This is a genomic window from Halochromatium sp. (genome assembly GCF_054919635.1).
Genome location: NZ_JBUDPI010000001.1, coordinates 1 through 24,795, shown reverse-complemented (window position 1 = coordinate 24,795; position 24,795 = coordinate 1). Strand labels below are relative to the sequence as shown.

Here is a 24,795-nt window from a genome sequence, read left to right as displayed (position 1 = left end):
CCATGGATGATCTCCTGACGTTGTGGCAATCCACCGGGGTTGCCAACCTCGCCTGGGGCCAGGCCGTAATGATTGCGGTCGGCTGTGTGCTGATCTATCTGGCGATCGCGAAGAAGTTCGAGCCCTTATTGCTGGTGCCAATCGGCTTCGGCGCGGTGCTCTCCAATATCCCTGTTGCGGGTATCGGCGGACCCGATGGGCTGCTCGGCATGATCTACGCGGTCGGTGTCGAGACCGGGATCTTTCCGCTGCTGATCTTCATGGGCGTCGGCGCTCTGACCGATTTCGGGGCGCTGATCGCGCGGCCGTCGACGCTATTGCTCGGGGCAGCGGCGCAATTCGGCATCTTTGCCACGCTGATTGGCGCGGTCGCCTTGAATTATCTGCCGGGATTCAATTTTACCCTGCAGGACGCCTCGGCCATCGCCATCATCGGTGGGGCTGATGGTCCGACCGCGATCTTCCTCGCCTCGCGGCTGGCTCCTGATCTGCTGGGCGCGATTGCGGTCGCGGCCTATTCGTACATGGCTTTGGTACCGATTATCCAGCCGCCGATCATGCGCTTGCTGACCACGAAGAAGGAACGGGTGGTGGTGATGGAGCAGTTGCGGCCGGTCTCGCGGCTTGAGCGCATCCTGTTCCCCTTTATGGTGCTGACGCTCTGTGGCTTGTTGCTGCCGTCGGCGGCACCGCTGATCGGCATGCTGATGTTCGGCAACCTGCTGCGCGAGAGTGGCGTCGTCGAGCGTTTGAGTCGGGCGGCCCAGAACGAGATCATCAATACCGTCACCATCATGCTTGGGCTAGCCATTGGCTCGAAGCTGTCGGCGGACAAGTTTCTCGCCATCGAGACCCTGGGTATTCTGGTGCTTGGGGCCTTGGCGTTTTCGATTGGGACCGCAGCCGGCGTCTTGATGGGCAAGATCATGTATCGGGCGACCGGCGGCAAGGTGAATCCCTTGATCGGCGCAGCGGGCGTCTCGGCGGTGCCGATGGCCGCGCGCGTGGTCAATCGGGTGGGGCTGGATGCGAATCCGCACAACTTCTTGCTCATGCATGCCATGGGGCCGAACGTGGCTGGCGTGATCGGTTCTGCGGTCGCGGCGGGTGTGCTGCTCGCCTTGGCTGGAAGCTGATATTGACAGCTTGAATGCTGTCGTTCTATATTTAACGGCTTATGTCGGTCTCTTTCCCGGATCTTCTCGACCCCAGAAAGGCGGTCGCGCAGCGTGCGGTCTTTGAGGGCGAGCTTGCGCTCTGGCGTTTGCCGCGACTCGCTCCGCTGCTTTGGCAGGCCGAGGTCGACGGGCCGGAGCAACAGGATGGGTCGGAAGATGGCGGCTCGGTGCGTTATCGGTTCGAGTTCGGGCCGGATGCCGATGGTCGGGGTACGGCGCGTGGCCGGGTCGCTGGGCAGTTGCCGCTGCGCTGCCAACGCTGTTTTGAGCGTTGTGAGCTCGCCGTTGACGCCGAGGTCAGGCTGGCGTTGGTCTCGGGTATCGATGAAGCCAAGGTGCTGCCGCCCCAGTACGAGCCCCTGATGATCGAGGATCGCCTGATGCGACCCACGGATCTGATCGAAGATGAGCTCATCCTCGCTGTCCCCGCGATCCCGAGGCACCCAGAGGGTGACTGCGAGCCGCCGCGACTGCTTGCTGGCGGTCCGCTGACCTCTGCGGGCGGTGAGCAGCAGGCATCGGTTGCCGAGACGAGCACGCATCCGTTTGCGGGTCTGGCAGCGTTGAGACAAGAACGAGACGACCCCAAGAGTCAGGACTAAACGCGACCACGCGGAGATCGAAATGGCCGTTCAACAAAATCGTAAGACCCCCTCGAAGCGCGGTATGCGTCGCTCCCACGATGCGCTCTCGCGCCCGACCCTGTCGGAAGATAGCACCACTGGCGAGATTCATCGCCGCCACCATGTGACCCCAGACGGCTTTTACCGCGGTCGCAAGGTCATCGACAAAGACGACTAAGACGGCGCATTCGTCGAGTCAGGTCGCCTCTGCTGGCGTCATCGAAGCGGCGGTCGCGCTCCGGCGAGCCTGAGCCGCCTGTATTCGTCGCGCTTGCGAACCGGCTTCATCCCTAAGGAGACACCGACTTGGCTGTTCGACAGACCCTTGCGTTGGATGCGATGGGCGGCGATCACGGCCCTAGCATCGTGGTTCCTGCGGCGTTGCGCTTCCTCGCCGACCGCAAGCAGTGCCGGCTCATCCTCGTCGGCCGAGAAGAAGCGATTGCTAAGTATCTGCCCGACTCGGCTGCACGCGATGAGCGCATCCGCATTCAGCATGCGTCACAGGAAGTCGCGATGGACGAGCTGCCGTCCAAGGCCCTGCGCGGCAAGAAGGACTCATCGATGCGGGTGGCGATCGATCTTGTTAAGCGTGGCGAGGCCGATGCCTGTGTCAGTGCCGGCAACACCGGTGCGCTGATGGCAACTGCGCGATTCGTGCTCAAAACACTGCCGCACATCGACCGGCCGGCAATCATTACCGCGATCCCGGCCCTCAAGGGCCAGACCCACATGCTCGACCTGGGTGCCAATGTCGATTGCACCGCCGAGCATCTGTTCCAATTCGCGGTCATGGGCAGCGAGCTGGTTCGCGCGGTGCAAGGGCTGCCAATGCCGCGCGTCGGCCTGCTGAATATCGGCGAGGAAGAGATCAAGGGCAACGATCAGGTGCGCGCGGCCCACGAGCTGCTCGCGGCCAGCTCGTTGAACTATGTCGGTTACGTCGAGGGCGACGATGTCTATCTCGGCGATGTGGATGTGGTGGTCTCGGACGGTTTTGTGGGCAATGTGGCGCTGAAGGCGAGTGAAGGCGTTGCCAAGCTGATCGCGGCGATGTTGAAGCGGCGCTTTCGGCGCACCTGGCTCAGTCGCCTGTCCGGGCTCGCGGCGCTGCCGGTACTGCGCGGTTTCCGCGACGAGGTCGACCCGCGTCGTTACAACGGTGCGAGCCTGCTCGGGCTGCGCGGCATCGTGGTCAAGAGCCACGGCGGCGCCGATGCGCTGGCATTCGAGCATGCGCTGCGCATCGCCGATCAAGAGGTCCGCTCAGGCGTGATCGCACGCATCGAGCGCGAGGTCGAAGCACATTTGGGCGAGGCCCGGCGGGCTCTGACGCTACAGGCTGCGGGAGTCTCGGCGTGAGTCGCTTCACCCAGATCCTTGGCACCGGCAGCGCCTTGCCCGCGAAGATTGTCACCAACCAGGATCTCGAGCGGTTGGTTGATACCTCCGATGACTGGATTCGGGAGCGCACCGGTATTCGCCAGCGCCACATTGCGGCGGATGATGAGACCTGTGTCGATCTCGCCGAGCGCGCGGCCCAAGCCGCTTTATCGGCAGCCGGGGTCAAGGCCTCAGAGCTCGACCTGATCGTGGTCGCCACCACGACCCCGGAGCAGACCTTTCCGAGCAGTGCTTGTTTGCTGCAAGAACGCTTGGATAGCCATGGCTGTCCGGCCTTCGACGTCCAGGCCGTTTGCACCGGCTTCATTTACGCGCTCGCTGTGGCTGAGAAGTTCGTTCGCACCGGCAGTGCCCAGCGCGCCCTTGTCGTGGGTGCCGAGACCCTGTCTCGGATCATCGACTGGACCGACCGCGGCACCTGTGTGCTGTTCGGCGATGGTGCCGGCGCGGTGGTCATTGGAGCTGCCGATGAGCCGGGAATCATCTCGACCCATTTGCATGCCGACGGCGCCTACCGCGAGCTGCTGCAGGTGCCGGCCGGTATTGGTAACGGCGGCAATGGCTCGCCCTACATGCAGATGAAGGGCAACGAGGTGTTCCGGGTTGCGGTGACGACGCTCGGCGCGATCGTCGACGATACCTTGGCGGCCAATAACATGACCCGAGCCGATATCGATTGGCTGGTACCGCATCAAGCCAACCTGCGCATCATCCAGGCGACTGCGCGCAAGCTGGACCTGGCGATGGAGCAGGTGGTCGTGACCGTGGCAGATCATGGCAATACCTCTGCCGCTTCCATCCCCTTGGCCTTCGACCAGGCGGTCCGCGATGGGCGCATCCAGCGTGGTCAGATTGTGCTGATGGAAGCCTTCGGCGGCGGCTTTACCTGGGGCTCTGCGCTACTGCGCTACTGACCGTTGGGGTTTCTGATGACGACGCATCCCGCTTTCCTTTTCCCCGGGCAAGGCTCCCAGGCGATTGGCATGCTCGCCGAGCTCGGGGCTGCCTTTCCGCAGGTGCAGGCGACGTTCGAGGAGGCCTCGCAAGTGCTTGGCCGGGATCTCTGGGCACTGTCTCAGCGTGGGCCGAAAGAAGCGCTGGATCAGACCCTGAACACCCAGCCCGCGATGCTCGCTGCCGGGGTTGCGGTCTGGCGCGTCTGGCGTGAGCAGGGCGGTGCAATGCCCTCGGTCATGGCGGGGCACAGTCTCGGCGAGTACAGTGCGCTGTCCTGTGCCGGTGCCTTGACCTTCGAGGACGCGGTGCGCCTGGTCGCAGAGCGCGCGCGCTTGATGCAGGCGGCGGTGCCGGGTGAGGCGGGGGCCATGGCTGCGTTGCTCGGATTGGATGATGATGCCGTCGCCGAGCTTTGTCAGTCGCAGGCGGCTGGTCAGGTGTTAGAGCCGGTCAACTTCAATGCCCCTGGGCAGGTGGTGATCGCGGGCGAGCGCGACGCGGTGCAGCGCGCGATCGAAGCATCCAAAGCCGCCGGTGCGAAGCGAGCCGTCCTCTTGCCGGTGAGTGTGCCGTCGCACTGTGGTCTGATGCGTGAGGCCGCGGCTGAGCTGTCGGCGCAATTGGAGCAGACCGAGTTTCATTTGCCATCGATCCCGGTGATCCATAATGTCACCGTGGACATCGCCGAGTCACCCGAGCTGATTCGACAGCGACTCGCCGAGCAGCTGTTCAGCCCCGTACGTTGGGTGGAGACGGTACAGGCGATTGCCGATCGCGGGGTACAGCTGGCGATTGAGGCAGGGCCTGGTAAGGTTCTGACTGGACTCGGAAAACGAATCGATAAACGTTTGACGACGCTGCCGGTCTTTGATCCGGAGGGGTTGTCGCACGCACTCGAGGCGAGCGCAAATGCCTAATTCCATTCTTGAAGGTGAGATCGCACTGGTCACCGGTGCAAGCCGCGGCATTGGACGTGGAATAGCCTTAGCGTTTGCCAAACAAGGATCAAACGTAGCTGATGAGTTGTCACGCCAGGGCGCGAAGGTGGCCGGAACGGCGACGACCGAGAGCGGTGCCGGACGAATTGCCGAGCGGCTGACGGGCCTCGGTGGTGGGGTCGGATTATGTCTGGATGTGACCCAGCACGAGTCGATCGATGCTGCGCTGGCAGCTGTCGAGGCGCAGCTGGGGGCGAAGCCGACGATCCTGGTCAACAATGCCGGCATCACCCGCGATAACCTGCTGATGCGCATGAAAGACGAGGAATGGAATACCATCCTCGACACCAATCTTACCTCCGCCTTTCGGCTCTGCAAGGCCTGCGCCCGCCCGATGACCAAGGCGCGCCGCGGCCGGATCATCAACGTCAGCTCGCTCGTTGGGGTCAGTGGCAACGCTGGGCAGTGCAACTATGCCGCCTCCAAGGCGGGCCTGATCGGATTCAGCAAATCACTGGCGCGTGAGCTAGGGCCGCGCGGCGTCACCGTGAATCTGGTCGCGCCGGGCTTCATCGATACCGATATGACCCGCGAGCTCCCAGAGGCACAGCGCGAGGCGCTGCTCTCCAGCATCCCGCTCGGCCGGCTCGGGGCGCCAGAAGAGATCGCTGCTGCGGTCGCGTTCTTGGCCTCACCGATGGCCGCCTACATTACGGGCGAGACCATTCACGTCAATGGTGGGATGCTAATGGTCTAAGTTAGGCTGTTGATTTGACACCATGAATCACAGCGATTGGGTGGGCGCTGCTCGGCCTCGAATGAGCTTTCGTCCAGCGGTGTTTGTCTCTAAAATGGCGCGGCCTTTCAAAGAGAAGGTGACGTGTCTCCACATCCTGAGGGTTAATCAATCATGAGTAGCGTTGAAGAGCGGGTGCGCAAGATCGTCGTTGAGCAGCTTGGCGTCAAGGAAGAGGAAGTCACCATGGATGCGTCGTTCGTCGACGACTTGGGCGCCGACTCGTTGGATACGGTCGAGCTTGTCATGGCACTCGAAGAAGAGTTCGAGACCGAGATCCCGGATGAAGATGCTGAGAAGATCACCAAGGTCAAAGAGGCTGTCGATTACGTCAACGCACATCTCGGTTGATTCGAGCCGATGAGTGTTCGGCCTCTGCCGGAGCACGTCAGCCGTGATCTCTTAGGCTCCGGTGTCGGGCCGCGAGCAATCCTGCTGGATGGCCCGACGGCGAGCTTGCGGTGTTCGGCGGCTTGGCGTCGCCATCTAGATTTGAGGGGTAATTCATGTCAGGCAGAAGGGTAGTTGTCACCGGCCTCGGTATCGTAGCGCCGGTGGGGCTCGACATTCCGTCCGCTTGGGAGAACATCCTTGCGGGGCGTAGTGGGATCCAGCCAATCACCCACTTCGACGTGAGCTCCTTCAGCACTCGCTTCGGCGGACCCATCTACGGGTTTGATGTCACCCAATACGTGACCAAGAAAGAGTCACGCAAGATGGACGCCTTTATCCACTACGGTATCGCCGCTGGCACCCAAGCCATCGAAGACGCAGGCCTCGAGGTCACCGAGGAGAATTGTCGCCGGATTGGTGTCGTGATTGGCTCCGGCATTGGCGGCATTACCGGTATCGAGAATAACTACGGCGCCTACCTGGAAGGCGGTCCGCGCAAGATCTCGCCCTTCTTCGTCCCCGCCAACATCGTCAACATGGTTGCTGGCGACCTGTCGATCAAGTACGGCCTCAAGGGACCGAACTACTCGATCGTCTCTGCCTGCAGCACCGCAACGCACAATATCGGTGATGCCGCGTTCATGATTCGTCATGGCGTCGTCGATGCGATGATCGCTGGCGGTGCCGAGATGGCGACCTCACCGGTTGGACTGGGCGGATTCGCTGCTGCTCGGGCCTTGTCGACCCGCAATGGCGACCCCGAGCGCGCGAGCCGTCCGTTCGACAAGAATCGCGATGGCTTCGTACTAAGCGATGGTGCTGGGGTCATGCTGCTCGAGGAATACGAGCACGCCAAGGCACGCGGGGCGCGGATCTATGCCGAGCTTGTGGGCGTTGGCATGAACTCTGATGCCTATCATATGACGGCACCCTCACTGACCGGTGAAGGTGCCTGTGATTGCATGCTGATGGCGCTCGCGGACGCTGGGCTAAATACCTCTGACGTCGCTTACATCAACGCGCACGGCACCTCGACGCCAGCTGGCGACATCGCCGAGACCAAGGGCATCAAGCGCGCCTTCGGCGACGCTGCTTACAAGCTCGCCGTGAGCTCGACCAAGTCGATGACTGGGCATATGCTCGGTGCAGCCGGCGGTGCTGAAGCCATCTTTACGGTGCTCGCGATGCGCGACCAGGTTGCACCACCCACCATCAACTATGAGACGCCGGACCCGGACTGCGATCTGGACTATGTGCCGAACACGGCGCGCGAGATGAAGATCGATGTGGCCCTGACCAACTCGTTTGGCTTTGGTGGCACCAACGGTACCCTCGTCTTCAAACGCCTCTAGCCGCATAGGACCCGCGACGCCGAGCCCAGACAGCTTGTCTGCAGGTCCAAGGTCGCAGCCCAATCGGCTATGGTGCCTGGTTAATGGTGAGCCGCGGTCGGATCTCGATATCTTGGACCGCGGGCTTGCCTATGGCGATGGGTTATTTGAGACCATCGCCATTCGCTCTGGTCGCCCCTGCTGCTGGCTTGATCACCTCGACCGCCTTGCGCTCGGTGCCGCGCGGCTCAGGCTGCCGCTGCCCTCGCCCGCGCAGCTGAAGGCCGAGGCCAGTCAGCTGGCTGCAGCTGTCGATATCGGCACGCTCAAGATCCTTTTAACCCGCGGTCCCTCTGTGCGTGGCTATCGCCCGCCGTCACAGCCGAAACCGACGCGCATCCTGTTGGTTGACGCGCTACCGGAAGACCAAGCGGGGCCTCATGGCGATGGCCCAGTCGGGCACTCAGTCGATTCCTCTGCTGAACTCTCTGTTGAGCATTCAATTGGCCCCCCGGTTGGCAACCAGGTTGACCACACAGTAGATTTAAGGTCCGAGCAGGGCATCTGCGCTCGGCTCTGTGACATCCGACTCGGAATCAATCCCCAGCTCGCAGGTCTTAAGCATCTGAATCGGCTTGAGCAGGTGCTCGCGCGCGCTGAATGGAGCGAACCGAGTATCGATGAGGGCTTGATGCTCGACGCCGACGGGACCCTGGTCTGCGGTACCATGAGCAATCTGTTTCTGGTGACCGCCGCTGGCCTGCAGACCCCGTTGATCGACCGCTGCGGCGTGGCCGGAACAGCTCGGGCTCGGATGATCAATGCGGCGCGGGAGGCCGGTCTTCGGGCTCAAGAACTGCGACTCACGGTGGATGATCTGCTCAAGGCACAAGGCGCTTTCTTGACCAACGCGCTCATCGGCGTCTGGCCGATCCGTTCCTTTGAAGGTCATGATTTTGAGCTGTCCCTGCTACCTTGGCCCTTAATCAACCGAGTGCGCGGTTGTCTACTGCAACCGGAGTCTGATTGGTGAGAGCCTTCTTTGCTGGTCTCTTGTCGTTGATCTTGGTCGGAGTCGCCGTGGCTGGGGTGCTCTGGTTCGAGTATCAGCGTTTCTTGGCCACCCCGATCACGCTGGTCGCCGAGCCCGGCAGCAATACCGGCGCTGAGCCCGCTATTGAGCTTGATACGCAGCCCAGTGTCGAGCCGGTTATCAAGCCCAGTGTGCAGTCCGGTATTAAGCCCGGGCGCCGAGCCATTGCCGAGACCGAGACCGAGACCGCGGCCGAGGCTGGGCATGAGCCGACACCCCAGCAGATCCTCTTCGAGATTCCAGCCGGCACGCGGCTGCGAGACCTAGCCGAGCGGCTTACCGATGAGGGGCTGATCACGGACCCCTTCTTCTTCATCGGCTTCGCGTATCAAGAAGGCCTGCAGGATCAGATCAAGGCTGGGGAGTATGCGTTGGTCGAGGGCATGCGCCCGCCGGATCTGTTGCGCCTGTTTGCGAGCGGACGCTCGGTCCAATACCCAGTGACACTGATCGAAGGCCGAACCTTTCGTGAGGCGGTCGATGGCTTGGCCAACAATCCTATGCTCAAGCACGAGCTATCCGGGTTGGGCGACGCTGAGCTGATGGAGCGGGTCGGGATCGAGGATGAGCATCCCGAGGGCTGGCTGTTTCCGGACACCTATCTGATCTCGCGCAATAGCACCGACCTGGAGGTGCTGCAGCGTGCCCATGCGCGGATGCAGCAGGTACTGAGCGAGGAATGGGAGGGACGCGAGGAGGGCTTGCCGCTCGAAACCCCCTACGAGGCGCTGATTCTGGCCTCAATCATCGAGAAAGAGACGGGCCTTGCCGAAGAGCGCCCGGACATTGCCGGGGTGTTCGTCCGCCGGCTCCAGCGCGGCATGCGTCTGCAGACCGACCCCACCGTGATCTACGGCATGGGCGATGACTATGATGGCAACATCCGCCGTCAGGATCTACGTCGCGAAACGCCCTACAACACCTATGTGATCGATGGTTTGCCACCAACGCCCATCGCGCTGCCGGGGCGCGAGGCGATCCATGCGGCCTTACACCCAGCAGCGGGCGATACGCTGTACTTCGTTTCCCGCGGCGATGGCAGCCACCACTTCTCAGAGACACTGAGGGAGCATAATTGTGCGGTGCGCAAGTATCAGCTCGGCGGACGTTGCGAGATGATCGATGCCCAGGCCGAGGGACAGCCGGAATGACCGCTGCCGTTGCGTCTACTGCCGGCATTAACAGCTCTGGGACAGATTCAGCGGTGACTCGCGGCCGGCTCATCACCTTCGAAGGCGGCGAGGGGGCTGGCAAGACGACCCAGATTAAGCGCTTGGTCGACTGGCTGCAGCGACAGGGGATCGACCCGCTGGTGACACGAGAGCCGGGCGGAACGGCCGCAGCGGAGCGGATTCGCGCGCTGTTGCTGGATTCGGCGAATGCCGAGCTTTCCGCCGATGCGGAGCTGCTCTTGGTGTTTGCGGCGCGCGCAGACCATCTGGCGCGCTGCATCGAGCCTGCACTGGCGTCGGGGCGCTGGGTGCTATGCGACCGGTTTACCGATGCAACCTATGCGTACCAGGGGGGCGGACGCGGTCTGGATTGGTCGCGGATCGAGGAGCTCGAGCGCTTTGTGCAACGTGGTTTGCAGCCCGACCTGACCCTGTTATTCGACCTGTCGGTGGCGAGCGGCCTGGCTCGCGCTAGACAGCGTTCGACACCGGACCGTTTCGAGGCCGAGGACCTAGCCTTTTTCGAGCGTGTTCAAGCGGCTTACCGTCAAATTGCGGCGCGCGCGGCCGATCGCGTCTGTGTGATCCGCGCCGATCAAGCCGAGGAATCGGTGGCTGCCGACGTGAAGGCTTGCGTTGCCCAACGTTTGCTTGATCGCTGCTGATCATGGTCGACAGGACCGCGCCATCCGTAAGGACGTCAGAGCCGGTACCGCCATGGCTTGAGGCAATCTGGCAACGGCTCCTGGATGCGCATCGTCATGCCAGGCTGGGCCAGGCGTTGTTATTCAGTGGGCCCCTCGGGATTGGTAAGCGCATCTTGGCCGAGCATCTCGCTGGGATGCTGCTCTGTGTCGCGCCACAAGCCGATGGCAGGGCCTGTGGTGCTTGCGCCGACTGTCGACTGCTCGAGGCTGGTAACCACCCAGATCGCTTGCTGCTGGAGCCAGCCGCGGATGCCGCGAGCGGCGAGATCCGCGCCGAGCAGGTCAGACAGCTCTGTGCCCGCGAGACCTTGACACCGATGCGAGGCTCGACGAAAGTCTTGATCATCCGGCCGGCGGATGCGATGAATCTGTTCGCGGCGAATAGCCTGTTGAAGACGCTGGAGGAGCCTGCGGATTCGACCGTCTGGGTATTGGTCACCGAGCATCCGCAGCGGCTGAGTCAGACCATTCGGAGCCGCTGTCAACAGATCAGCATGATCTCGCCGCAGCTGGAGCAGGCGCTGCCCTGGCTTGAGACGAGGCTGGAGACGAGGCTTGAACCAAGTGCGGCGCGGCAGGGCTCAGCTGGCGCCAAAGCGCCCTCAGGGACCAGAGCCGACGCAGCGGCAGCGTTGCCTGCGCAGCGCGCTGCTCACTGTCTAGCGCTGGCCCAGGGTGCACCCTTTCGGGCATTGGCGCTTGCGGAGACCGGTGCGCTGGAGCAGCGGCGGGACCTGCTGGACGACCTGATTGGAATCGCTCAGGGTGAGCGCGATCCGCTTGGCGTGGCCCATGAGTGGCAACGGCTGGAGCTTTCTGCGGCTCTGGCTGCGATGATCGATGCTCTGATCGACAGCTTGCGTCTAGGGATCGATCCAGCCGGTGCCCGGATCATCCATCTTGGAGCACGCCAAGCCCTTGCGGCCCTGGCCGGCCAGATTGAGGCGGCAGCGGGGCATCGGTTCTTGCGGCTGTTGCTGCAGACGCGCTCGGCAATCGATGCGCCAATGAATCAGCAGATCCTGTTTGAGGCCCTGCTCGTGCGTTGGGCGCGGCTCACCCGAGCATCGGCCTAATTCGGCCTAACCCTGTTGTCGGCCTCAGGCTGACGGGCTGGTCAGAAATGCCCCAGGAGGTGATTCCCATCGCTCAATCTCAGCGAAGCGGTCAGTCGCCGGACGGTCGCCGTCGCATCCTGAGTCTGGTGATCAAAGATCGCCGGGCGCTCCATGCGGCCTATATGCCATTCATCAAGAACGGCGGCCTCTTCGTGCCAACGAATCACCCCTATCAGCTCGGTGATGAGCTGTTTCTGCTCGTTCAGCTATTGGATGAGCCGGATCGTATCCCGGTCGCCGGTCAGGTGATCTGGGTCACGCCCGTGGGCGCAGAAGGGAACCGCGCCGCCGGCGTTGGTATCCAGTTCAAAGAGCAGGAAAAGCACGATGTCCGCCACAAGTTCGAGCAATATCTCCTGACTGGCGCTGATGCCCAGCGTCCAACCCATACCATGTGAGTCCCTATGTTCGTTGATTCTCACTGCCATCTCGATCGAGTCGACTTGACTCCCTACGCGGGAGATTTCAGTCAAATGCTGTCACGCGCGGGCGAAGCGGGTGTAAAGCACATGCTCTGCGTCTGCATCGATCTGGAGCACTATGCTGCGATGCGAGACCTGGTCAGCGCCTATCCGAACATCTCGGTTTCGGTGGGCGTGCACCCGAATGAGCAGGACGTCAGAGAGCCCTCGGTCGAGGACTTGCAGCGACTAGGCGCTGATCCTGCTGTGGTTGCCATCGGTGAGACCGGGCTCGACTATCACTACAATGATGGCGATTTGGACTGGCAGCGGCAGCGCTTTCGAGTGCACATCGAGGCCGCGCGATCTCTAGACAAGCCCTTGATCATTCATACCCGAGACGCTCGCGAGGACACCATTGCCGTGATGCGTGAGGCCGGCGCGGAGGCAGCGGGTGGTGTCATGCATTGCTTTACCGAGACCTGGGACATGGCAAAGCAAGCGCTCGACCTCGGCTTCTACATCTCCTTTTCTGGCATCCTGACCTTCAAGAATGCCGAGAGCCTTCGTGACGTGGCACGCGCTGTGCCACTCGAGCGGTTGCTGATAGAAACTGACTCCCCCTATCTGGCGCCGGTGCCGCACCGGGGTAAGAAGAACGAGCCACGCTTCGTGAGCCATGTCGCAGCGCAGGTCGCGGAGCTGCGCGGTCTCTCAGTCGAGGCGGTCGCAGAACTCACCAGCAAAAACTTCTATCGGCTGTTTAGCGGGGCACGCGATGCTCAGGATGATCTGGTCGCGGCTTAGGCCTCGTCAAGGTTGGCAAGGCGTTCGCTGATCTCCCAGACGCGGGCGTTGGCAGCCGGATCGCGCACCTGGGCCGGCATCGAGATGATGCGGCAATCGCCGAAATACTCACCGCTGACCTCGGTAACCTCGGGTGATTCGAGCAGGTACATCACGCGCTCTGCGGCCTGCTCGGGCTGCGCTAGCGCCCAGCCGACCAACAGGCTCACGGCCTTCCAGAAGAGTCCCTGCGCACCGTCGGTGCCGCCAAGGTTCGACTTGAACACGCCTGGGAAGACGCAGTTGACGGTGACTCCGGTGCCGTCGATTCGCTTAGCGAGCTGGCGCGTGAAGTGCAACATGCCAAGCTTGGATTCGACGTAAGCGCGCATCATCCGGAACGAGCGTCCTTCCCAGTTCAGGTCCCCGAGCTCCATCGAGTAGTTGATGCGGGTGCCCACGTTGACGATCCGTGAAGGCGCTGCGGCCTTGAGCTGATCGAGCAAGAGATTGGTGAGCAGAAACGGCGCCAGGTGATTAACCGCCAGTGTGCACTCGATACCATCTTCAGTCAGGCATCGCTTTGGAAAGGCGGTGCCTGCGTTGTTGACCAAGAAGTCGAGTGCGGGTGCCTTCTCACTGACCTCGCTGGCGAGCTTGCGCACCTGGGCCTGCGATTTGAGGTCCGCGGTCAAGAGCTCGAGCTGGTCGTTTCCGGTTGCTGCTCTCAGCTCGGCGACAGCGGCCTCGCCCCGCTCTGGGTCGCGAGCCCCCAGCAAGACACGAGCGCCCCTGGCGGCGAGCGCACGAGAGACGGCCTTGCCGAGGCCGGAGTTGGCGCCAGTGACCAGCGCCGTCTTATCTGTTAAGTCCATCGAAGGTCCTCGTGAGATCTGTCGGTCAGTTTGCGTTCCGCTCGAAGGTTGGTCGAGCTATCGCCGCGCTTTGTACAATGCTACCGGGCATTAGAAGCTGTATCAGTGGGCACTAGGGCGATGAAAAATCGTCATTGCATGATGTTGATCACGGCGCCTCTTTTGGGTATTGATGCGGATCAATCTTGAGCTGAGTCAGTTGCGACGGTTGCTGACTGCACTTGGCGCTCGCCATTGGGCTTGGCACCGGAGCGATACTGGTTGATGATGACAGGTTTGCGGCACCCTTATTAGGAACCTGAGCTGATGGGTTATCCACCCGATCGTAACCCGGCTTCGGCGCCGGACGCGGCCGACTTCCTCCATCATGAAGCATCTGGCGATAGTCCGCTCTTGCCCGATCGGGACGCCGTGCCCCGGCAGCACCCCGATCCGCGCCTGGAAAGGATGCAACAATCGCTCGTCGAGCGGCTCACAGCGGTCGATGATGCGCAGCGGCGCGCGGTGGCGCAGATGCAAGGCACGATCGAAAGCCAGCGCGCCGAGCTCGCGTTGTTAGCCAAGCGCCAACGCATCGGCATCGTACTGGTCGCTGGGCTGATGATACTCCTGACTGTGCTCTCCATCGGCTTTGTCCAGGTTCAGATCGGAGAGTCGCAACAGGGTTTGAGCGCTATGCGTGCGCGCCTCGCGCAGCTGATGGGCGAGGTCACCGAGATGCGGCCAACGGTGCCTGCACCTGCACCTGCACCTGCGCCTGCGTCTACTTCCGCTCCTGCTCCTAATCCTTCGCTGGCCGCCGTGGTTAGGCCCCAGACTGAGCGATCCCAGACTGCAGAGTCATCTGAGCCTCGGCTAGCCGAGGCTGCCCCAGCGGAGATTGATGCGCCCCCAGCTGAGCAAACCACGGCTGAGCCGTCCCCAGTTGACGCGCCCCAAGCTGATGCCCCCCAAGCTGATGCCCCCCAAGCTGATGCCCCCCAAGCTGATGCCCCCAAAGCTGGGGTCACTCGACATGATGCCTCCAAAGCTGACACACCGGCACCGAATGTCCCGGAAGGGAATTTGTCTTTGATCACGTCGAGTGTCGAGGACCTCACCTCAGAACAGGAAGAGACCTTGATCAAGGCGTCGTCAGAAGCTCGGCGTTCGCAGACGGCCGCGAGCCCCAATCCTCAGCGAGTCGATGGTGGACTGATTGAGGCGCTACCGGCACCCTCTGAGCCCATGCGTGTGAGCGCAAGTGCAACTGGGCCTGAGCTGGCGTCGGAGCCAGTGCTCCTGCCTCTATCCGAGTCATTGCCAAAGCCTATGCCGCAGCCGGCTCCAAGGTCTGTGTCTGGACCGGCGTTGGAGTCAGCGCCAGCATCAGCGCCGGCGCCTAAGCTGGCCTCTGAGCCTGAGTCAGCGCATAAGTCTGGGTCCGAGCCTGGGGTTGGGTCTGATGTGGCGCCAGTGTCAGTCCCCCCGGCAGAGATGGGGAGCGACACGAGAGCAACGCCAGCTGCCGATGTCATGGACACCCGATCCGTCGATGAATTGGTGGACGCACTCATTGAGCGTCGCTTGGATGGGGTGGACCGTGATTATCAGCGTCTCGCGCTCAAGCTATCCGCACCCGCGGTCCGACCGCGGCAAACGGATGAGAATGAACCCTCGACTGCGCCAGAAGAGGTGCCAGAAATCGTTAACCTTGGCACTGGCGAATCGGGTGCGACAGCGCCTGAGGCCGGGGCAGGGCTTGTAGGCACCGAGCGGATCGAGATCGCCGATCGCCGCTTCGTGTTGCAGCTTATCGGCTTCTATCGCCGCGAGCTGCTCGATGCGTTTGTCGCCCGCAGCCCGTTGCCGAGTCAGGTCTATATGCGCGAGGAGACCTTCCGCGGTCGGCCATGGTTCGTCTTGATCCATAGCCTGTATCAAGACCGGAGCGCGGCGCGAGAGGCGAGCAAGGCGTTGCCCGATGAGCTTAGCAGGCTTGATCTTTGGATCCGTGAGCTGCCGGCGGACACTGAGCTTGAGGTCATCAACACCTCAGCGGCTAGGGCTGAATCTGGCGGAATGAATCTGCCGGACTGAATCAACTGAATTGGCGCCTTGGCGCCGCTGGACGGATTCTGCTGGGTGCATTCTGGGGTGGGCGATTCCCCTCGATTGGGTTATCACTCGCTGGAATCGTGGGCAGCTGGAGAGTGCCCACGACCCTTGCATCGCCTCTGGTCAAGGCGTAGCGATGGACGCGCCCTTGCTTGAGAACACAACCCGCATGTTGAAATCCTGCAGTTGCGTCAGGATTGCGGGATCATTCTCGATGTCGTAGACCCAGGCTGCCGTCTGACCATCAACCTCTGTCGCGTTGGTCTCGATGATCTCGGTTGGTACGACAAATCGGTTTGCGATACGCATACCGGCGAACATCGTCGCCATCTGCTTCAGCATCTGCGGGTCCATGTCGTCCATGTCGCCACCAGCGTCGCCCTCCGTACTGCGTTGTACCAGTACATAATTTCCCTCGGCGTCCTTCGACAACGACAGCTCGCTATCGTCGAAGAAATCCGTCTGCTTCAATGCCTCAAGGTCTTCAAAGCTGAGCTCTAGATCCATGTAGCGCCATCCAGCGACGGTCTCCGATGTTGCAGAGACCATCTCGACGCCCTCAAGCTTCTTCGCTTCGAACTCTTGTCGGACCTGAGCCTCGTCAAAATCGAGATCAAACGGTGTATCGGCCTCCATATCGATCGGCTCGCCGCCGTTCTCTTGCATGGCCTGACCCATCTTCTCCATGGCCTCAAGCTGAGCGATGGCCTGCTCCGACATCCCATAGCGTATGTCGAGCGTGCCAGAGCCATCCTGATTCAGGGTTAGGGTCTGATCGACCTTAATACAGCCAGTGGCCGTAAAAGCGAGTGCGATGACGCACAACCAGCGCAACGTAGGCATCTCTGTCTCCAAGTGGGTATGAGCGCGAAACCATCCTATGTTCGCGGCAAGAAAGCAAGCACGAGACGAGACTCGTCCCGCCTCACTCAAGGAGCATACCGAGAGGCGCACCAAGGTCCACCAAGGCGCGCCTGAACCGCGCAACTGGGAGGTGACCAAAGGACACGAAAGCCGCTAAACTTAGGCGCCTAGGCGTGGCGGCTGCATCGGCTCGAGTGGCCCGACTAGACGGCTACGGCCAACAACGGGTCTCCGCTTAGCAGTCGATCAGTCGCAGGCACTAATAATCGCGCGGGTGGCGGAATTGGTAGACGCGCTGGATTTAGGTTCCAGTGGGTAATCCCGTGGGGGTTCGAGTCCCCCCTCGCGCACCATTATTTTTCAATGGGTTAGCTTGCTTTTTGCGCAGCCCTCCCGTCGTCGTTTTCGGCAACGTGACGTGTCGAACCTGTTCACCGCGTTGCGCAAGCGCTCCAGCGCGAGATGCGCATAGCGTTCGGTCATCAATGTCCTCGACGCCAGCATTCGACGCCCGGCCATCACGCCCCTTGCCTGCTGCTCCCGGCAGCCGCAAGGGGCGCGCCGAGCTTTGCCGTGACCTGCCCTGCATCGCCATCATCACCGTCCAATGCCGCCAACTTAAGCTGCCCGCTTGTACGCCGGATGAAAACCGGGCTTGAGCTTATCCGCTCACTCGGCTGGCGACTGGGTCTCTGCTGCGCTCCCCTGAGGCCAGGCCGTGCAGACCCGATTGCGTCCCGACGACTTGGCGGTATAGAGGGCGTTGTCGGCAGCACCAACGAGGCTTTTGATATCCAAGTAGCCATGGCGGGAATGGGCGACACCGATGCTGACGCTGAGGGCGTGGCCCGGAAAACGGGCCTCGAGTATCTGTCCGCGTCGAGCGATCTCGCGGCGGATGCGCTCGGCGTAGCCGGCAGTGCACGAATCGCTCGGTGACATGAGGCCAAAGAGGAACTCTTCGCCGCCGTAGCGGCCGAGGAAATCGCCGGGGCGGGTCAATCCGCGCATGGTGTCGGCCACGATACGGATCACGTCATCGCCTGTCTGGTGGCCGAAGGCGTCGTTGAAGGCCTTGAAGTGGTCGATGTCGACCAACCCAATGCCGAAATGACGGCCGTCGGAGAGGTGCTCGAAGGAATCTTGCAAGAAGCGGTCGACAGCGCTGCGGTTGGGCAGCTGGGTCAGCGCATCGATCTCCGCCTTGGCTCGCTCCATCGCGAACAAGCGGCTGCGCTCAAGCGCGATGCCAAGCTCGCCGGCAACGCCCTGGATCTCGTTTAGGACAGCGGGTGCCAGTGAGTGCCGTGACTCGGGATCATAGAGGCAGATGATGCCTTGCAGCCGTCCCTGGCTCATCACCGGGATGGCGGCCGCCTCAGATGCTCCGAGCATGCTCAAGAAACGCCGGTTGGGCGGGGCGTCCTGGATCATCACCGCGGTGCGCTTGCGCATACAATGGACCAGGTCGCCGGCCAGCCGATCGAAGACGATCTGGATGCCAGGCGACTGGCCGCCTTGCGCTAGCTCGGGCAGCCCATGGGTGGCGACGAAGCGACGCCGCTCTGGCTCGATCTGCATCAGCAGCAGATGTGAGAGCGCGAATTCCTCCTGCAGGGCGCGCAGTGTCTGTGGCACGAAGACGTCAGGGCTGAGGCTCTGGTGGGGGGCGGTGGCACTCCTGATCGGTCGACTGGTAGCGGGGCGGGTCGCGGCCTGGCCAGCGCTGGCAAGCGTCAGCGCGGTGGACACCACATTGGCACGCAGCTGTAGCTGGGATGGAAAGCGCAGTCCATAGAAGGCGCCGATCTCGGCCATTTCCTGATCCGCCGCGGCGAGCAGCTCGACGAGGCCGACCTGCTTCAGCTCGATCAGCTCGAGCACCTCAGGCGCCAGGGGCGGGCTGGTGGGCGTGCGAACCGAGCCGATGCCTTGCGTCCAGGCGATGAAGTCCGCGAGCGCGACCATGGCGACCTCTTGGGCTCGTGGCCTCTCCAGCTGGCTCTCCGCGAGTCCGCAATGGTGCAGCGCTTGGATTCGACAGACGATCTCTGGTAGCTCCCAGGCCTCGCTCACCAGCGCGCCGAGACGGTCGTGAGCGATACCGAAGAAGAGGCCCTCATCCTCGCGTGTGGTCTTGCCGCTGGTACCCACGGTGCTGAGAAAGTCGCTGTAACTGAGCTTGCCGTGCGACTCCAAGACAACCTTGCCGAGATCGTGCAGCAGGCCGGCCGCATAGAGTGCATCGGCGTCCTCGTGGCCTAGGCGCTTGGCGATGCCGCGGCTCAAAATGGCCACCAGCAGGCTGTGCTGCCAGAAGAAGAGGCGATCGAAAGCGCCCTCGTCGCCGCCGCGCCGGATCATGCTTTCGTAGAAGAACAGATGCAGGGCCGCTTGACGCAAGGTCGATGGCCCGAGCAAGGTCACCGCGTGCTGAATCGAATAGATGCGCCGGGCAAAGCCGTAGAAGGCCGAGTTGACGAGCTTGAGCACCTTGGCGGCGAGCGCTGGCTCGGTTTCGATCAGCTGGGCGATCTCAGCGGCATCGGTGTCCTCCGAGCGGGTGACCTGCAGCAGCTTGAGCGCCGCCGCGGGGGCAGGAGGCAGCTCGCCTACCGGGCCGCGTAACGCCCGGTGGACGATCTCCTGCGTCTGCTGTTCCGCTGCTAAAACATCCTTTGCCACGCTGTCCTGCCTCAGTTGGCTGTTTGGCGCGCTGCCATGATCTTAGGCATATCCTCTCATAACATCGCCCTTCTCGACCTGGCTGACAGTGATCTCAGTCGCAGATCCGAGCGGCTTTGCAGTGCTTGGCTAGGTCTGCGGAGATTCGGGTGGCGCGGTAGCCCAACCCGCAAGCAGTCAGGGCATGAGAGGGAATGCTTCAGGCGAGACGCCCTTGGGTTCGGCAGACTGACGTGCGATCGGAAAGATCAGCAAGTACGGCGACGCTGTTGGTGGCGACTGGGACTGCGACTGCTGTGTCTGCGGCAATCGGCTCGATGGTCATGCTCAGCCGGCTCATCCATGGCGACGGCGTTCAGGACTGGCTGATTGACCTGCTCGGGCGGGGGCATCTTCTCGACCTCCGGTCCGAGCAGGATGGCGATTGGGCGTGTGGTTGGGCTTGCATCCAAGGCGATGACCAAGGTCACGGTGAGAGGTACAGCCAGGAACATCCCCACGCTGCCGAACAGCCAGCCCCAGAACAGCAGCGCCAAGAATACGGCCAAGGTCGAGATGCCGAGCCCCTTGCCCATGACGCGCGGCTCGATGATGTTGCCGATGGCCGTGTTGATGACCAGGTAGCCGATGATGACCATCAGCGCGGTCCAGAGGTCGGCCTGCACCAGCGCGAGCAAGGCGGGCGGGATCATCATGATGATGTTGCCGACGACCGGGATGAAGTTCAGGAAGAACGCCAGGATCGCCCAGAAGATCGCGAAGTCGATGCCGAGAAACCAGAGCAGGATATAGGCACAGACCGCAGTCGCGAAGCTGGTGGCTGCCTTGATCTGCATGTAACGGTTGATCGAGCCGAACAGCCGCTGAATGCGCTCTTCGCCGTCCGGAGTCAGCGAGAAGGCGGCGTGCAGCTTGGCCCAGAGCGTCGGCGCCTCGAGCAGCACGAAGATCACGGTCAGCAGCACCAGCAGGCCGTTGGCGAAGATACCGCCGGCGTTTGACAAGAACAGACGCACGCCGACCATCAGCTTGCTCGGCTCGAGCAGGTTGGGTACCGCATCGCCCGAATTGTCCATGCCGACCGCTTCGAGCCAGGTCCCGAATTGGGTGGCAAGCAAACTCAGGCGCTCTTGATAGGTTGGGATGCTGTCGCGAAAGCCTTCGACTGCTCCGGAGGTGATTAAGGCGAGCAGACTGCCGATGTCGACGAGGATAAATCCGATCACGACCAATGCGGCCCACTTCGGTACGCCCTTGCGGCGCATCCAGCTCAAGGCCGGGGTGACGACGATGGCAATGAAGACCGCGAGCAAGATCGGTGCTAGCAGTGACGAGGCCATTTTCAGCACGGTAACGACCAAGGCGAAGGCTGCCGCGACGATCAGTCCGCGTGCGGGAGCGCTGAAGTCGGAGAGGACGTTCATGAGCCAGCGGACCTCGTGATGGCAAGCGGTGCCAATAGTAATCGGTGACCAGGTCGGCAAGCCTCGAATTGTCTGCGATTACACTGTGCGGGTCTATCGATTCATTCGGTCTGCTCAGAATCTGTCCGCTCTTGCTCATCATTTGTCCAGCGTTAGTCAAAAGGTCCTGCCGTCAAACCCAAACAGGTGTCGTGGTGGGGATGCGAATTCGATGTAGACCCGTTCTGGAGGCACGCTCAGTGCCTCTTGTAGCAGATCACAGAGCGCCGCTGAGAGTTCGGGGGTGCGCTGTTCCGGTAATCCTAGGCTCTTGAGCTCGAGGAAAGCGAGAGGGCTGGTCTCGCCACCAAAGCACATGGTTGACGTCGGCTCCAAGATCACCATGACGTAGCGCTCTGGCTTGCCGAGCAGGTCGGCGACACGGGCTGAGGCGCGCTTGATGATCGAGTCGGCGGCATCGGATGCGATGGCGGCATTGGTCTTGATGATGAGGGTAGGCATTGGCTGCGCTCGTGGGTTGGTTGCTTGGCTGGCGGTTTGACCGGCGCTCAACGGCGTTGATTCTGACATTGGCAGCGCTAGGCCGGAAGCGATAGCAGACGTGGTCGGCTCGGTGCTTGACGGCTCGAGCTGGCATGGATGCCAAGCACCCAAGCGTCGATCGCCGCTGCGGCACTGCTGCGGTGTCGACGACTCGCGCGCTTTGATCAGCGCTCGCCCGAGGGCTGGTCGGAAGTGGTTGACCCGAGTAACGGTTGTTTAGTATTTTCGGCGGTTTACCGCTGAGACTTGGCAGCTCGGTGCGTGATGCCCCGAAGGTGGTCAAAGCGTACCAACTGGTTCCAGCGCGATATCGGCTTGCGGTACCTTGTCAAGCCTTTCGCCGCCCCTCACTTCCGCCTGCCGGGTCGGGCGATATGAGAGGCTCTGCTCGGCATACCTGATATCCACCGGTCGCTATGTTGGTGGCTGCGAGCGCGAACCTGCGTTTCGAGGCCGTCGAGTCGATCCGTACGGAGGACGCCTGCGTGCAATCAAACCTGGCCAATGGGCCCGACCCCACCAAGACCGCTGACGCTGGTGCGCGTGACGCCGCCGCTGAGGCGCCCATGCTGAGTGGCGCTGAGATCACGATCCAAGCGTTAATCGACGAAGGGGTCGAATACGTCTTTGGATATCCCGGCGGCGCCGTGCTGCATATCTACGACGCGCTGTTTCAGCGTGGCGATGCGATTCAGCATGTGCTGGTCCGTCATGAGCAGGGGGCGACCCACGCGGCCGATGGCTATGCGCGTGCAACGGGTAAGTGCGGCGTCTGCCTGGTGACCTCTGGCCCAGGCGCGACCAATGCGGTGACCGGCATCGCGACCGCGCACATGGACTCGATCCCGCTGGTGGTGGTCACGGGTCAGGTGCCAACGCCCGTTATCGGCAGTGATGCCTTCCAGGAGGTCGATACCGTTGGCATCACGCGGCCCTGCGTGAAGCACAATTTCCTGGTCAAGCGGCTCGAGGATCTTGCGGGGACCATTCGCAAGGCCTTCTTCATCGCGCAATCGGGACGTCCAGGTCCGGTCGTGGTCGACATTCCAAAGGACGTGACCGACCCGAACGTCAAGATCCCCTATGTCTATCCGCGCGACCTCAGCATTCGTTCTTACAACCCGGCGAAGCGGGGCCATCTGGGCCAGATTCGCAAAGCGGTTGAGACCATGCTCGATGCCAAGCGCCCGATCTTCTACACCGGCGGCGGTGCGATCCTCGACGATGCCTCGGCGCCGCTGACCGAGCTGGTGCGCGCGCTTGGCTTCCCGATCACCAGCACCCTGATGGGGCTGGGCGCCTACCCGATGACCGACAAGCAGTTCCTCGGCATGCTTGGGATGCATGGCACCTACGAGGCCAATATGGCCATGCACGAGACCGATTGCCTGATCGCGATCGGTGCCCGTTTCGACGATCGGGTCACCGGCAAGATCGAGCATTTCTGTCCGCATGCCGAGATCATCCACGTTGATGTCGACCCCTCGTCGATCTCGAAGAACGTCAAGGTGCAGGTGCCGATCGTGGGTCCGGTGGGCAGCGTGGTCACCGATATGCTCGGGGTGCTGCGCGAGAGTGGTGGACGACCCGATCAGACCGCGCTCGCAGCCTGGTGGCAGCAGATCGATGCCTGGCGCGGGATGGACTGTATGCGCTACGACCGCACCAGCTCGATGATCAAGCCGCAGTTCGCGGTCGAGACCCTGTACAAGGTCACCGATGGCGACCTCTATCTGACCTCCGATGTGGGTCAGCATCAGATGTTTGCGGCCCAGTTCTACCCGTTCGACAAGCCGCGGCGGTGGATCAACTCTGGCGGGCTTGGCACCATGGGGTTTGGCTTGCCGGCGGCGATGGGCGTGCAGCTCGCGCATCCGGACGCCCAGGTGGCCTGCATCTCGGGCGAGGCGAGTATCCTGATGTGCATCCAGGAGATGGCGACCTGCAAGCAGTATGATCTGCCGATCAAGGTGGTGCTGCTCAACAACGGCTACATGGGCATGGTCCGCCAGTGGCAGGAATTCTTCTACGAAAGCCGCTACGCGCATTCGTATGTCGATGCGCTGCCGGATTTCGTCGCCTTGGCCCAGAGCTTTGGCCATGTGGGGATGCGAGTCGAGAAGCCCGACCAACTGGAAGCAGCGATGCGCGAGGCCTTTGCGATGAAAGACCGCTTCGTCTTCCTCGATGTCATCGTCGACCCATCCGAGAACGTCTATCCGATGATTTGCGCAGGCAAGGGCCATCACGAGATGGAACTGCCGCCGACCATGTCCGAGCGGGAGCTGGCCTAGGGCCTGAGAGCAGGTATGAGACACATCATTTCGATGCTGGTCGAGAATGAGTCTGGTGCGCTGTCGCGCATCGCCGGTCTATTCTCGGCCCGCGGCTATAACATCGAGTCCCTCACCGTTGCGCCGACCGATGAGCCGTCGCTCTCGCGCATGACCCTGGTCACGCGCGGTAATGACGATATCGTCGAGCAGATCAAGAAGCAGCTCAACAAGCTCATCGATGTGGTCAAGCTCCAAGACCTGTCCGAGGGCGAGCACATCGAGCGTGAGATGATGCTGATCAAGGTCAAGGCCGCCGGCCCCGATCGCGAAGAGCTCAAGCGCCTGACCGAGATCTTCCGCGCCAAGATCATCGACGTCACCGATGCGAGCTACATCGTCGAGCTGACCGGTGCCTCGCGGAAGCTCGACGCCTTCATCGAGGCGGTACCGGAAGGGCTGATCACCGAGGTGGTTCGCTCCGGTCCCACTGGCATCCTGCGCGGCGCCAAGGGCTTGACGCTCTAACCGCGTATGCCCCGCCCGACGCTCGGGCGCTAGACTCGAGCAGGGCAGAGTCTGAAGCCGTGTCGCCGCGACCGCGTCGCATCCAGCCTTCTGCGAGTCGACGACAGAGCTCGACTCCGTGCTATGGCGTAGAGGCCCGGCGAAAAGCCCCGCGATGGTCGCTTCGCCGTCCATGAACCAACCCAGATAGACTAGGAGCCATCATGGCCATCAACGTTTACTACGACAAAGACGCCGATCTCTCACTGATTCAGGGTAAGCAGGTCGCGATCATCGGCTACGGCTCGCAAGGTCATGCCCACGCCAACAACCTCAAGGACTCAGGTGTCGATGTCGTCGTCGGTCTGCGCGCCGGCTCCGGCTCGGCCGCCAAGGCAGCCGATGCGGGTCTTACCGTGAAGGAGATCCCGGAAGCGGTCAGCGGCGCCGACGTGGTGATGATCCTGGCCCCTGACGAGCATCAGGCCAAGCTCTACCGCGATCAGGTCGCGCCGAACATCAAGCAGGGCGCAGCGCTGGCCTTCGCGCACGGCTTCAACATCCACTTCGGACAGATCGAGCCGCGTGCGGATCTGGACGTGATCATGATCGCGCCCAAGGGACCGGGCC

Annotated in this window: 25 protein-coding genes and 1 tRNA gene; 21 read left to right on the top strand and 5 right to left on the bottom strand. The window is 62.2% G+C overall.

Features of this window, described 5'->3' with window-relative positions; genetic code table 11:
• Positions 1-2: 2 nt before the first annotated feature.
• From ACY693_RS00130 to ACY693_RS00060, 15 genes are all read left to right on the top strand, one after another.
• Positions 3-1,136 (top strand): sodium ion-translocating decarboxylase subunit beta, encoded by a 1,134-nt coding sequence (locus tag ACY693_RS00130; RefSeq protein ID WP_462319793.1) that lies wholly within the window; start codon positions 3-5, stop codon positions 1,134-1,136.
• 41 nt (positions 1,137-1,177) lie between these two features.
• Positions 1,178-1,780 carry a YceD family protein gene (locus tag ACY693_RS00125; RefSeq protein WP_462319792.1) on the top strand — a complete coding sequence of 201 codons (603 nt, stop codon included), beginning with the start codon at positions 1,178-1,180 and terminating at the stop codon, positions 1,778-1,780.
• A 22-nt stretch (positions 1,781-1,802) separates the two neighbouring features.
• Entirely contained in the window at positions 1,803-1,979 is a 177-nt protein-coding gene (rpmF, locus tag ACY693_RS00120) for a 50S ribosomal protein L32 (RefSeq protein WP_462319791.1), read from the top strand.
• 128 nt (positions 1,980-2,107) lie between these two features.
• The gene (gene plsX / locus ACY693_RS00115) at positions 2,108-3,163 is read left to right on the top strand and encodes a phosphate acyltransferase PlsX (protein ID WP_462319790.1); all 1,056 of its coding nucleotides are present in this window, start codon (positions 2,108-2,110) and stop codon (positions 3,161-3,163) included.
• Positions 3,160-4,119, top strand: coding sequence for a beta-ketoacyl-ACP synthase III (locus ACY693_RS00110; RefSeq protein ID WP_462319789.1), 960 nt, complete (start codon positions 3,160-3,162; stop codon positions 4,117-4,119). Before plsX ends, ACY693_RS00110 begins: the two co-directional genes overlap by 4 nt.
• 15 nt (positions 4,120-4,134) lie before the next feature.
• Positions 4,135-5,079, top strand: a complete 945-nt coding sequence (gene fabD, locus ACY693_RS00105) for an ACP S-malonyltransferase (protein ID WP_462319788.1) — start codon at positions 4,135-4,137, stop codon at positions 5,077-5,079.
• A 4-nt stretch (positions 5,080-5,083) separates the two neighbouring features.
• Positions 5,084-5,857: a 3-oxoacyl-ACP reductase FabG gene (gene fabG / locus ACY693_RS00100; RefSeq protein ID WP_462319821.1), complete on the top strand. Its 774-nt coding sequence runs from the start codon at positions 5,084-5,086 to the stop codon at positions 5,855-5,857.
• Between the two features lie 153 nt (positions 5,858-6,010).
• A complete protein-coding gene (acpP, locus tag ACY693_RS00095) occupies positions 6,011-6,247 on the top strand; it encodes an acyl carrier protein (RefSeq protein ID WP_200240133.1) in 237 nt (78 codons plus the stop codon).
• Positions 6,248-6,402: 155 nt separating this feature from the next.
• Entirely contained in the window at positions 6,403-7,641 is a 1,239-nt protein-coding gene (gene fabF, locus ACY693_RS00090; protein WP_462319787.1) for a beta-ketoacyl-ACP synthase II, read from the top strand.
• 112 nt (positions 7,642-7,753) lie between these two features.
• Entirely contained in the window at positions 7,754-8,653 is a 900-nt protein-coding gene (locus tag ACY693_RS00085; RefSeq protein ID WP_462319786.1) for an aminotransferase class IV, read from the top strand.
• Positions 8,650-9,864: an endolytic transglycosylase MltG gene (gene mltG / locus ACY693_RS00080; protein ID WP_462319785.1), complete on the top strand. Its 1,215-nt coding sequence runs from the start codon at positions 8,650-8,652 to the stop codon at positions 9,862-9,864. The genes ACY693_RS00085 and mltG overlap by 4 nt, the downstream gene beginning before the upstream one ends.
• A gap of 53 nt (positions 9,865-9,917) precedes the next feature.
• The gene (gene tmk, locus ACY693_RS00075; RefSeq protein WP_462319784.1) at positions 9,918-10,550 is read left to right on the top strand and encodes a dTMP kinase; all 633 of its coding nucleotides are present in this window, start codon (positions 9,918-9,920) and stop codon (positions 10,548-10,550) included.
• A 2-nt stretch (positions 10,551-10,552) separates the two neighbouring features.
• Positions 10,553-11,668, top strand: coding sequence for a DNA polymerase III subunit delta' (gene holB / locus ACY693_RS00070; RefSeq protein ID WP_462319783.1), 1,116 nt, complete (start codon positions 10,553-10,555; stop codon positions 11,666-11,668).
• A gap of 47 nt (positions 11,669-11,715) precedes the next feature.
• Positions 11,716-12,108, top strand: a complete 393-nt coding sequence (locus tag ACY693_RS00065) for a PilZ domain-containing protein (protein ID WP_462319782.1) — start codon at positions 11,716-11,718, stop codon at positions 12,106-12,108.
• Between the two features lie 6 nt (positions 12,109-12,114).
• Complete coding sequence (locus ACY693_RS00060; protein ID WP_462319781.1) at positions 12,115-12,918, top strand: TatD family hydrolase; 804 nt, start codon at positions 12,115-12,117, stop codon at positions 12,916-12,918.
• On the opposite strand, the gene ACY693_RS00055 is transcribed toward ACY693_RS00060, so the two are convergent.
• Positions 12,915-13,772 (bottom strand): SDR family NAD(P)-dependent oxidoreductase, encoded by an 858-nt coding sequence (locus ACY693_RS00055; protein WP_462319780.1) that lies wholly within the window; start codon positions 13,770-13,772, stop codon positions 12,915-12,917. The two genes, ACY693_RS00060 and ACY693_RS00055, sit on opposite strands and share 4 nt — an antisense overlap.
• A 1,515-nt stretch (positions 13,773-15,287) precedes the next feature.
• On the opposite strand from ACY693_RS00055, the gene ACY693_RS00050 reads away from it, so the two are divergent.
• Entirely contained in the window at positions 15,288-15,851 is a 564-nt protein-coding gene (locus ACY693_RS00050; protein ID WP_462319779.1) for a hypothetical protein, read from the top strand.
• 141 nt (positions 15,852-15,992) lie between these two features.
• Here ACY693_RS00050 and ACY693_RS00045 read toward each other — a convergent pair whose 3' ends face one another.
• Positions 15,993-16,712: a hypothetical protein gene (locus tag ACY693_RS00045; protein WP_462319778.1), complete on the bottom strand. Its 720-nt coding sequence runs from the start codon at positions 16,710-16,712 to the stop codon at positions 15,993-15,995.
• Positions 16,713-17,001: 289 nt separating this feature from the next.
• Between ACY693_RS00045 and ACY693_RS00040 the strand changes: the two genes are divergently transcribed.
• Positions 17,002-17,086: transfer RNA gene (locus ACY693_RS00040), tRNA-Leu, on the top strand.
• Positions 17,087-17,402: 316 nt separating this feature from the next.
• On the opposite strand, the gene ACY693_RS00035 is transcribed toward ACY693_RS00040, so the two are convergent.
• The 3 genes from ACY693_RS00035 to ACY693_RS00025 form a co-directional block, all read right to left on the bottom strand.
• Positions 17,403-19,418, bottom strand: a complete 2,016-nt coding sequence (locus tag ACY693_RS00035) for a sensor domain-containing diguanylate cyclase (RefSeq protein WP_462319777.1) — start codon at positions 19,416-19,418, stop codon at positions 17,403-17,405.
• A 248-nt stretch (positions 19,419-19,666) separates the two neighbouring features.
• Positions 19,667-20,842: an AI-2E family transporter gene (locus ACY693_RS00030; RefSeq protein WP_462319776.1), complete on the bottom strand. Its 1,176-nt coding sequence runs from the start codon at positions 20,840-20,842 to the stop codon at positions 19,667-19,669.
• Between the two features lie 156 nt (positions 20,843-20,998).
• Positions 20,999-21,343, bottom strand: coding sequence for a phenylpyruvate tautomerase MIF-related protein (locus tag ACY693_RS00025; RefSeq protein ID WP_462319775.1), 345 nt, complete (start codon positions 21,341-21,343; stop codon positions 20,999-21,001).
• Between the two features lie 138 nt (positions 21,344-21,481).
• On the opposite strand from ACY693_RS00025, the gene ACY693_RS00020 reads away from it, so the two are divergent.
• From ACY693_RS00020 to ACY693_RS00005, 4 genes are all read left to right on the top strand, one after another.
• Positions 21,482-21,628 (top strand): hypothetical protein, encoded by a 147-nt coding sequence (locus tag ACY693_RS00020; RefSeq protein ID WP_462319774.1) that lies wholly within the window; start codon positions 21,482-21,484, stop codon positions 21,626-21,628.
• 323 nt (positions 21,629-21,951) lie between these two features.
• On the top strand, positions 21,952-23,679 hold the full coding sequence (locus ACY693_RS00015; protein ID WP_462319820.1) for an acetolactate synthase 3 large subunit: 1,728 nt from the start codon (positions 21,952-21,954) through the stop codon (positions 23,677-23,679).
• A 15-nt stretch (positions 23,680-23,694) separates the two neighbouring features.
• The gene (gene ilvN / locus ACY693_RS00010) at positions 23,695-24,186 is read left to right on the top strand and encodes an acetolactate synthase small subunit (protein WP_462319773.1); all 492 of its coding nucleotides are present in this window, start codon (positions 23,695-23,697) and stop codon (positions 24,184-24,186) included.
• 209 nt (positions 24,187-24,395) lie between these two features.
• Positions 24,396-24,795: NAD(P)-dependent oxidoreductase (locus tag ACY693_RS00005; protein WP_462319819.1), on the top strand; the 400-nt coding region annotated here is incomplete at its 3' end.

What these genes read in the sequence shown, in the direction of transcription:
- ACY693_RS00130 (WP_462319793.1), top strand. Translation starts at nt 3, where the DNA reads ATGGATGATCTCCTGACGTTGTGGCAATCCACCGGGGTTGCCAACCTC.
- ACY693_RS00125 (WP_462319792.1), top strand. Translation starts at nt 1,178, where the DNA reads ATGTCGGTCTCTTTCCCGGATCTTCTCGACCCCAGAAAGGCGGTCGCG.
- rpmF (WP_462319791.1), top strand. Translation starts at nt 1,803, where the DNA reads ATGGCCGTTCAACAAAATCGTAAGACCCCCTCGAAGCGCGGTATGCGT.
- fabD (WP_462319788.1), top strand. Translation starts at nt 4,135, where the DNA reads ATGACGACGCATCCCGCTTTCCTTTTCCCCGGGCAAGGCTCCCAGGCG.
- acpP (WP_200240133.1), top strand. Translation starts at nt 6,011, where the DNA reads ATGAGTAGCGTTGAAGAGCGGGTGCGCAAGATCGTCGTTGAGCAGCTT.
- fabF (WP_462319787.1), top strand. Translation starts at nt 6,403, where the DNA reads ATGTCAGGCAGAAGGGTAGTTGTCACCGGCCTCGGTATCGTAGCGCCG.
- holB (WP_462319783.1), top strand. Translation starts at nt 10,553, where the DNA reads ATGGTCGACAGGACCGCGCCATCCGTAAGGACGTCAGAGCCGGTACCG.
- ACY693_RS00065 (WP_462319782.1), top strand. Translation starts at nt 11,716, where the DNA reads ATGCCCCAGGAGGTGATTCCCATCGCTCAATCTCAGCGAAGCGGTCAG.
- ACY693_RS00060 (WP_462319781.1), top strand. Translation starts at nt 12,115, where the DNA reads ATGTTCGTTGATTCTCACTGCCATCTCGATCGAGTCGACTTGACTCCC.
- ACY693_RS00055 (WP_462319780.1), bottom strand. Translation starts at nt 13,772, where the DNA reads ATGGACTTAACAGATAAGACGGCGCTGGTCACTGGCGCCAACTCCGGC.
- ACY693_RS00050 (WP_462319779.1), top strand. Translation starts at nt 15,288, where the DNA reads ATGGACACCCGATCCGTCGATGAATTGGTGGACGCACTCATTGAGCGT.
- ACY693_RS00045 (WP_462319778.1), bottom strand. Translation starts at nt 16,712, where the DNA reads ATGCCTACGTTGCGCTGGTTGTGCGTCATCGCACTCGCTTTTACGGCC.
- ACY693_RS00030 (WP_462319776.1), bottom strand. Translation starts at nt 20,842, where the DNA reads ATGAACGTCCTCTCCGACTTCAGCGCTCCCGCACGCGGACTGATCGTC.
- ACY693_RS00025 (WP_462319775.1), bottom strand. Translation starts at nt 21,343, where the DNA reads ATGCCTACCCTCATCATCAAGACCAATGCCGCCATCGCATCCGATGCC.
- ACY693_RS00020 (WP_462319774.1), top strand. Translation starts at nt 21,482, where the DNA reads ATGCCAAGCACCCAAGCGTCGATCGCCGCTGCGGCACTGCTGCGGTGT.
- ACY693_RS00015 (WP_462319820.1), top strand. Translation starts at nt 21,952, where the DNA reads ATGCTGAGTGGCGCTGAGATCACGATCCAAGCGTTAATCGACGAAGGG.
- ilvN (WP_462319773.1), top strand. Translation starts at nt 23,695, where the DNA reads ATGAGACACATCATTTCGATGCTGGTCGAGAATGAGTCTGGTGCGCTG.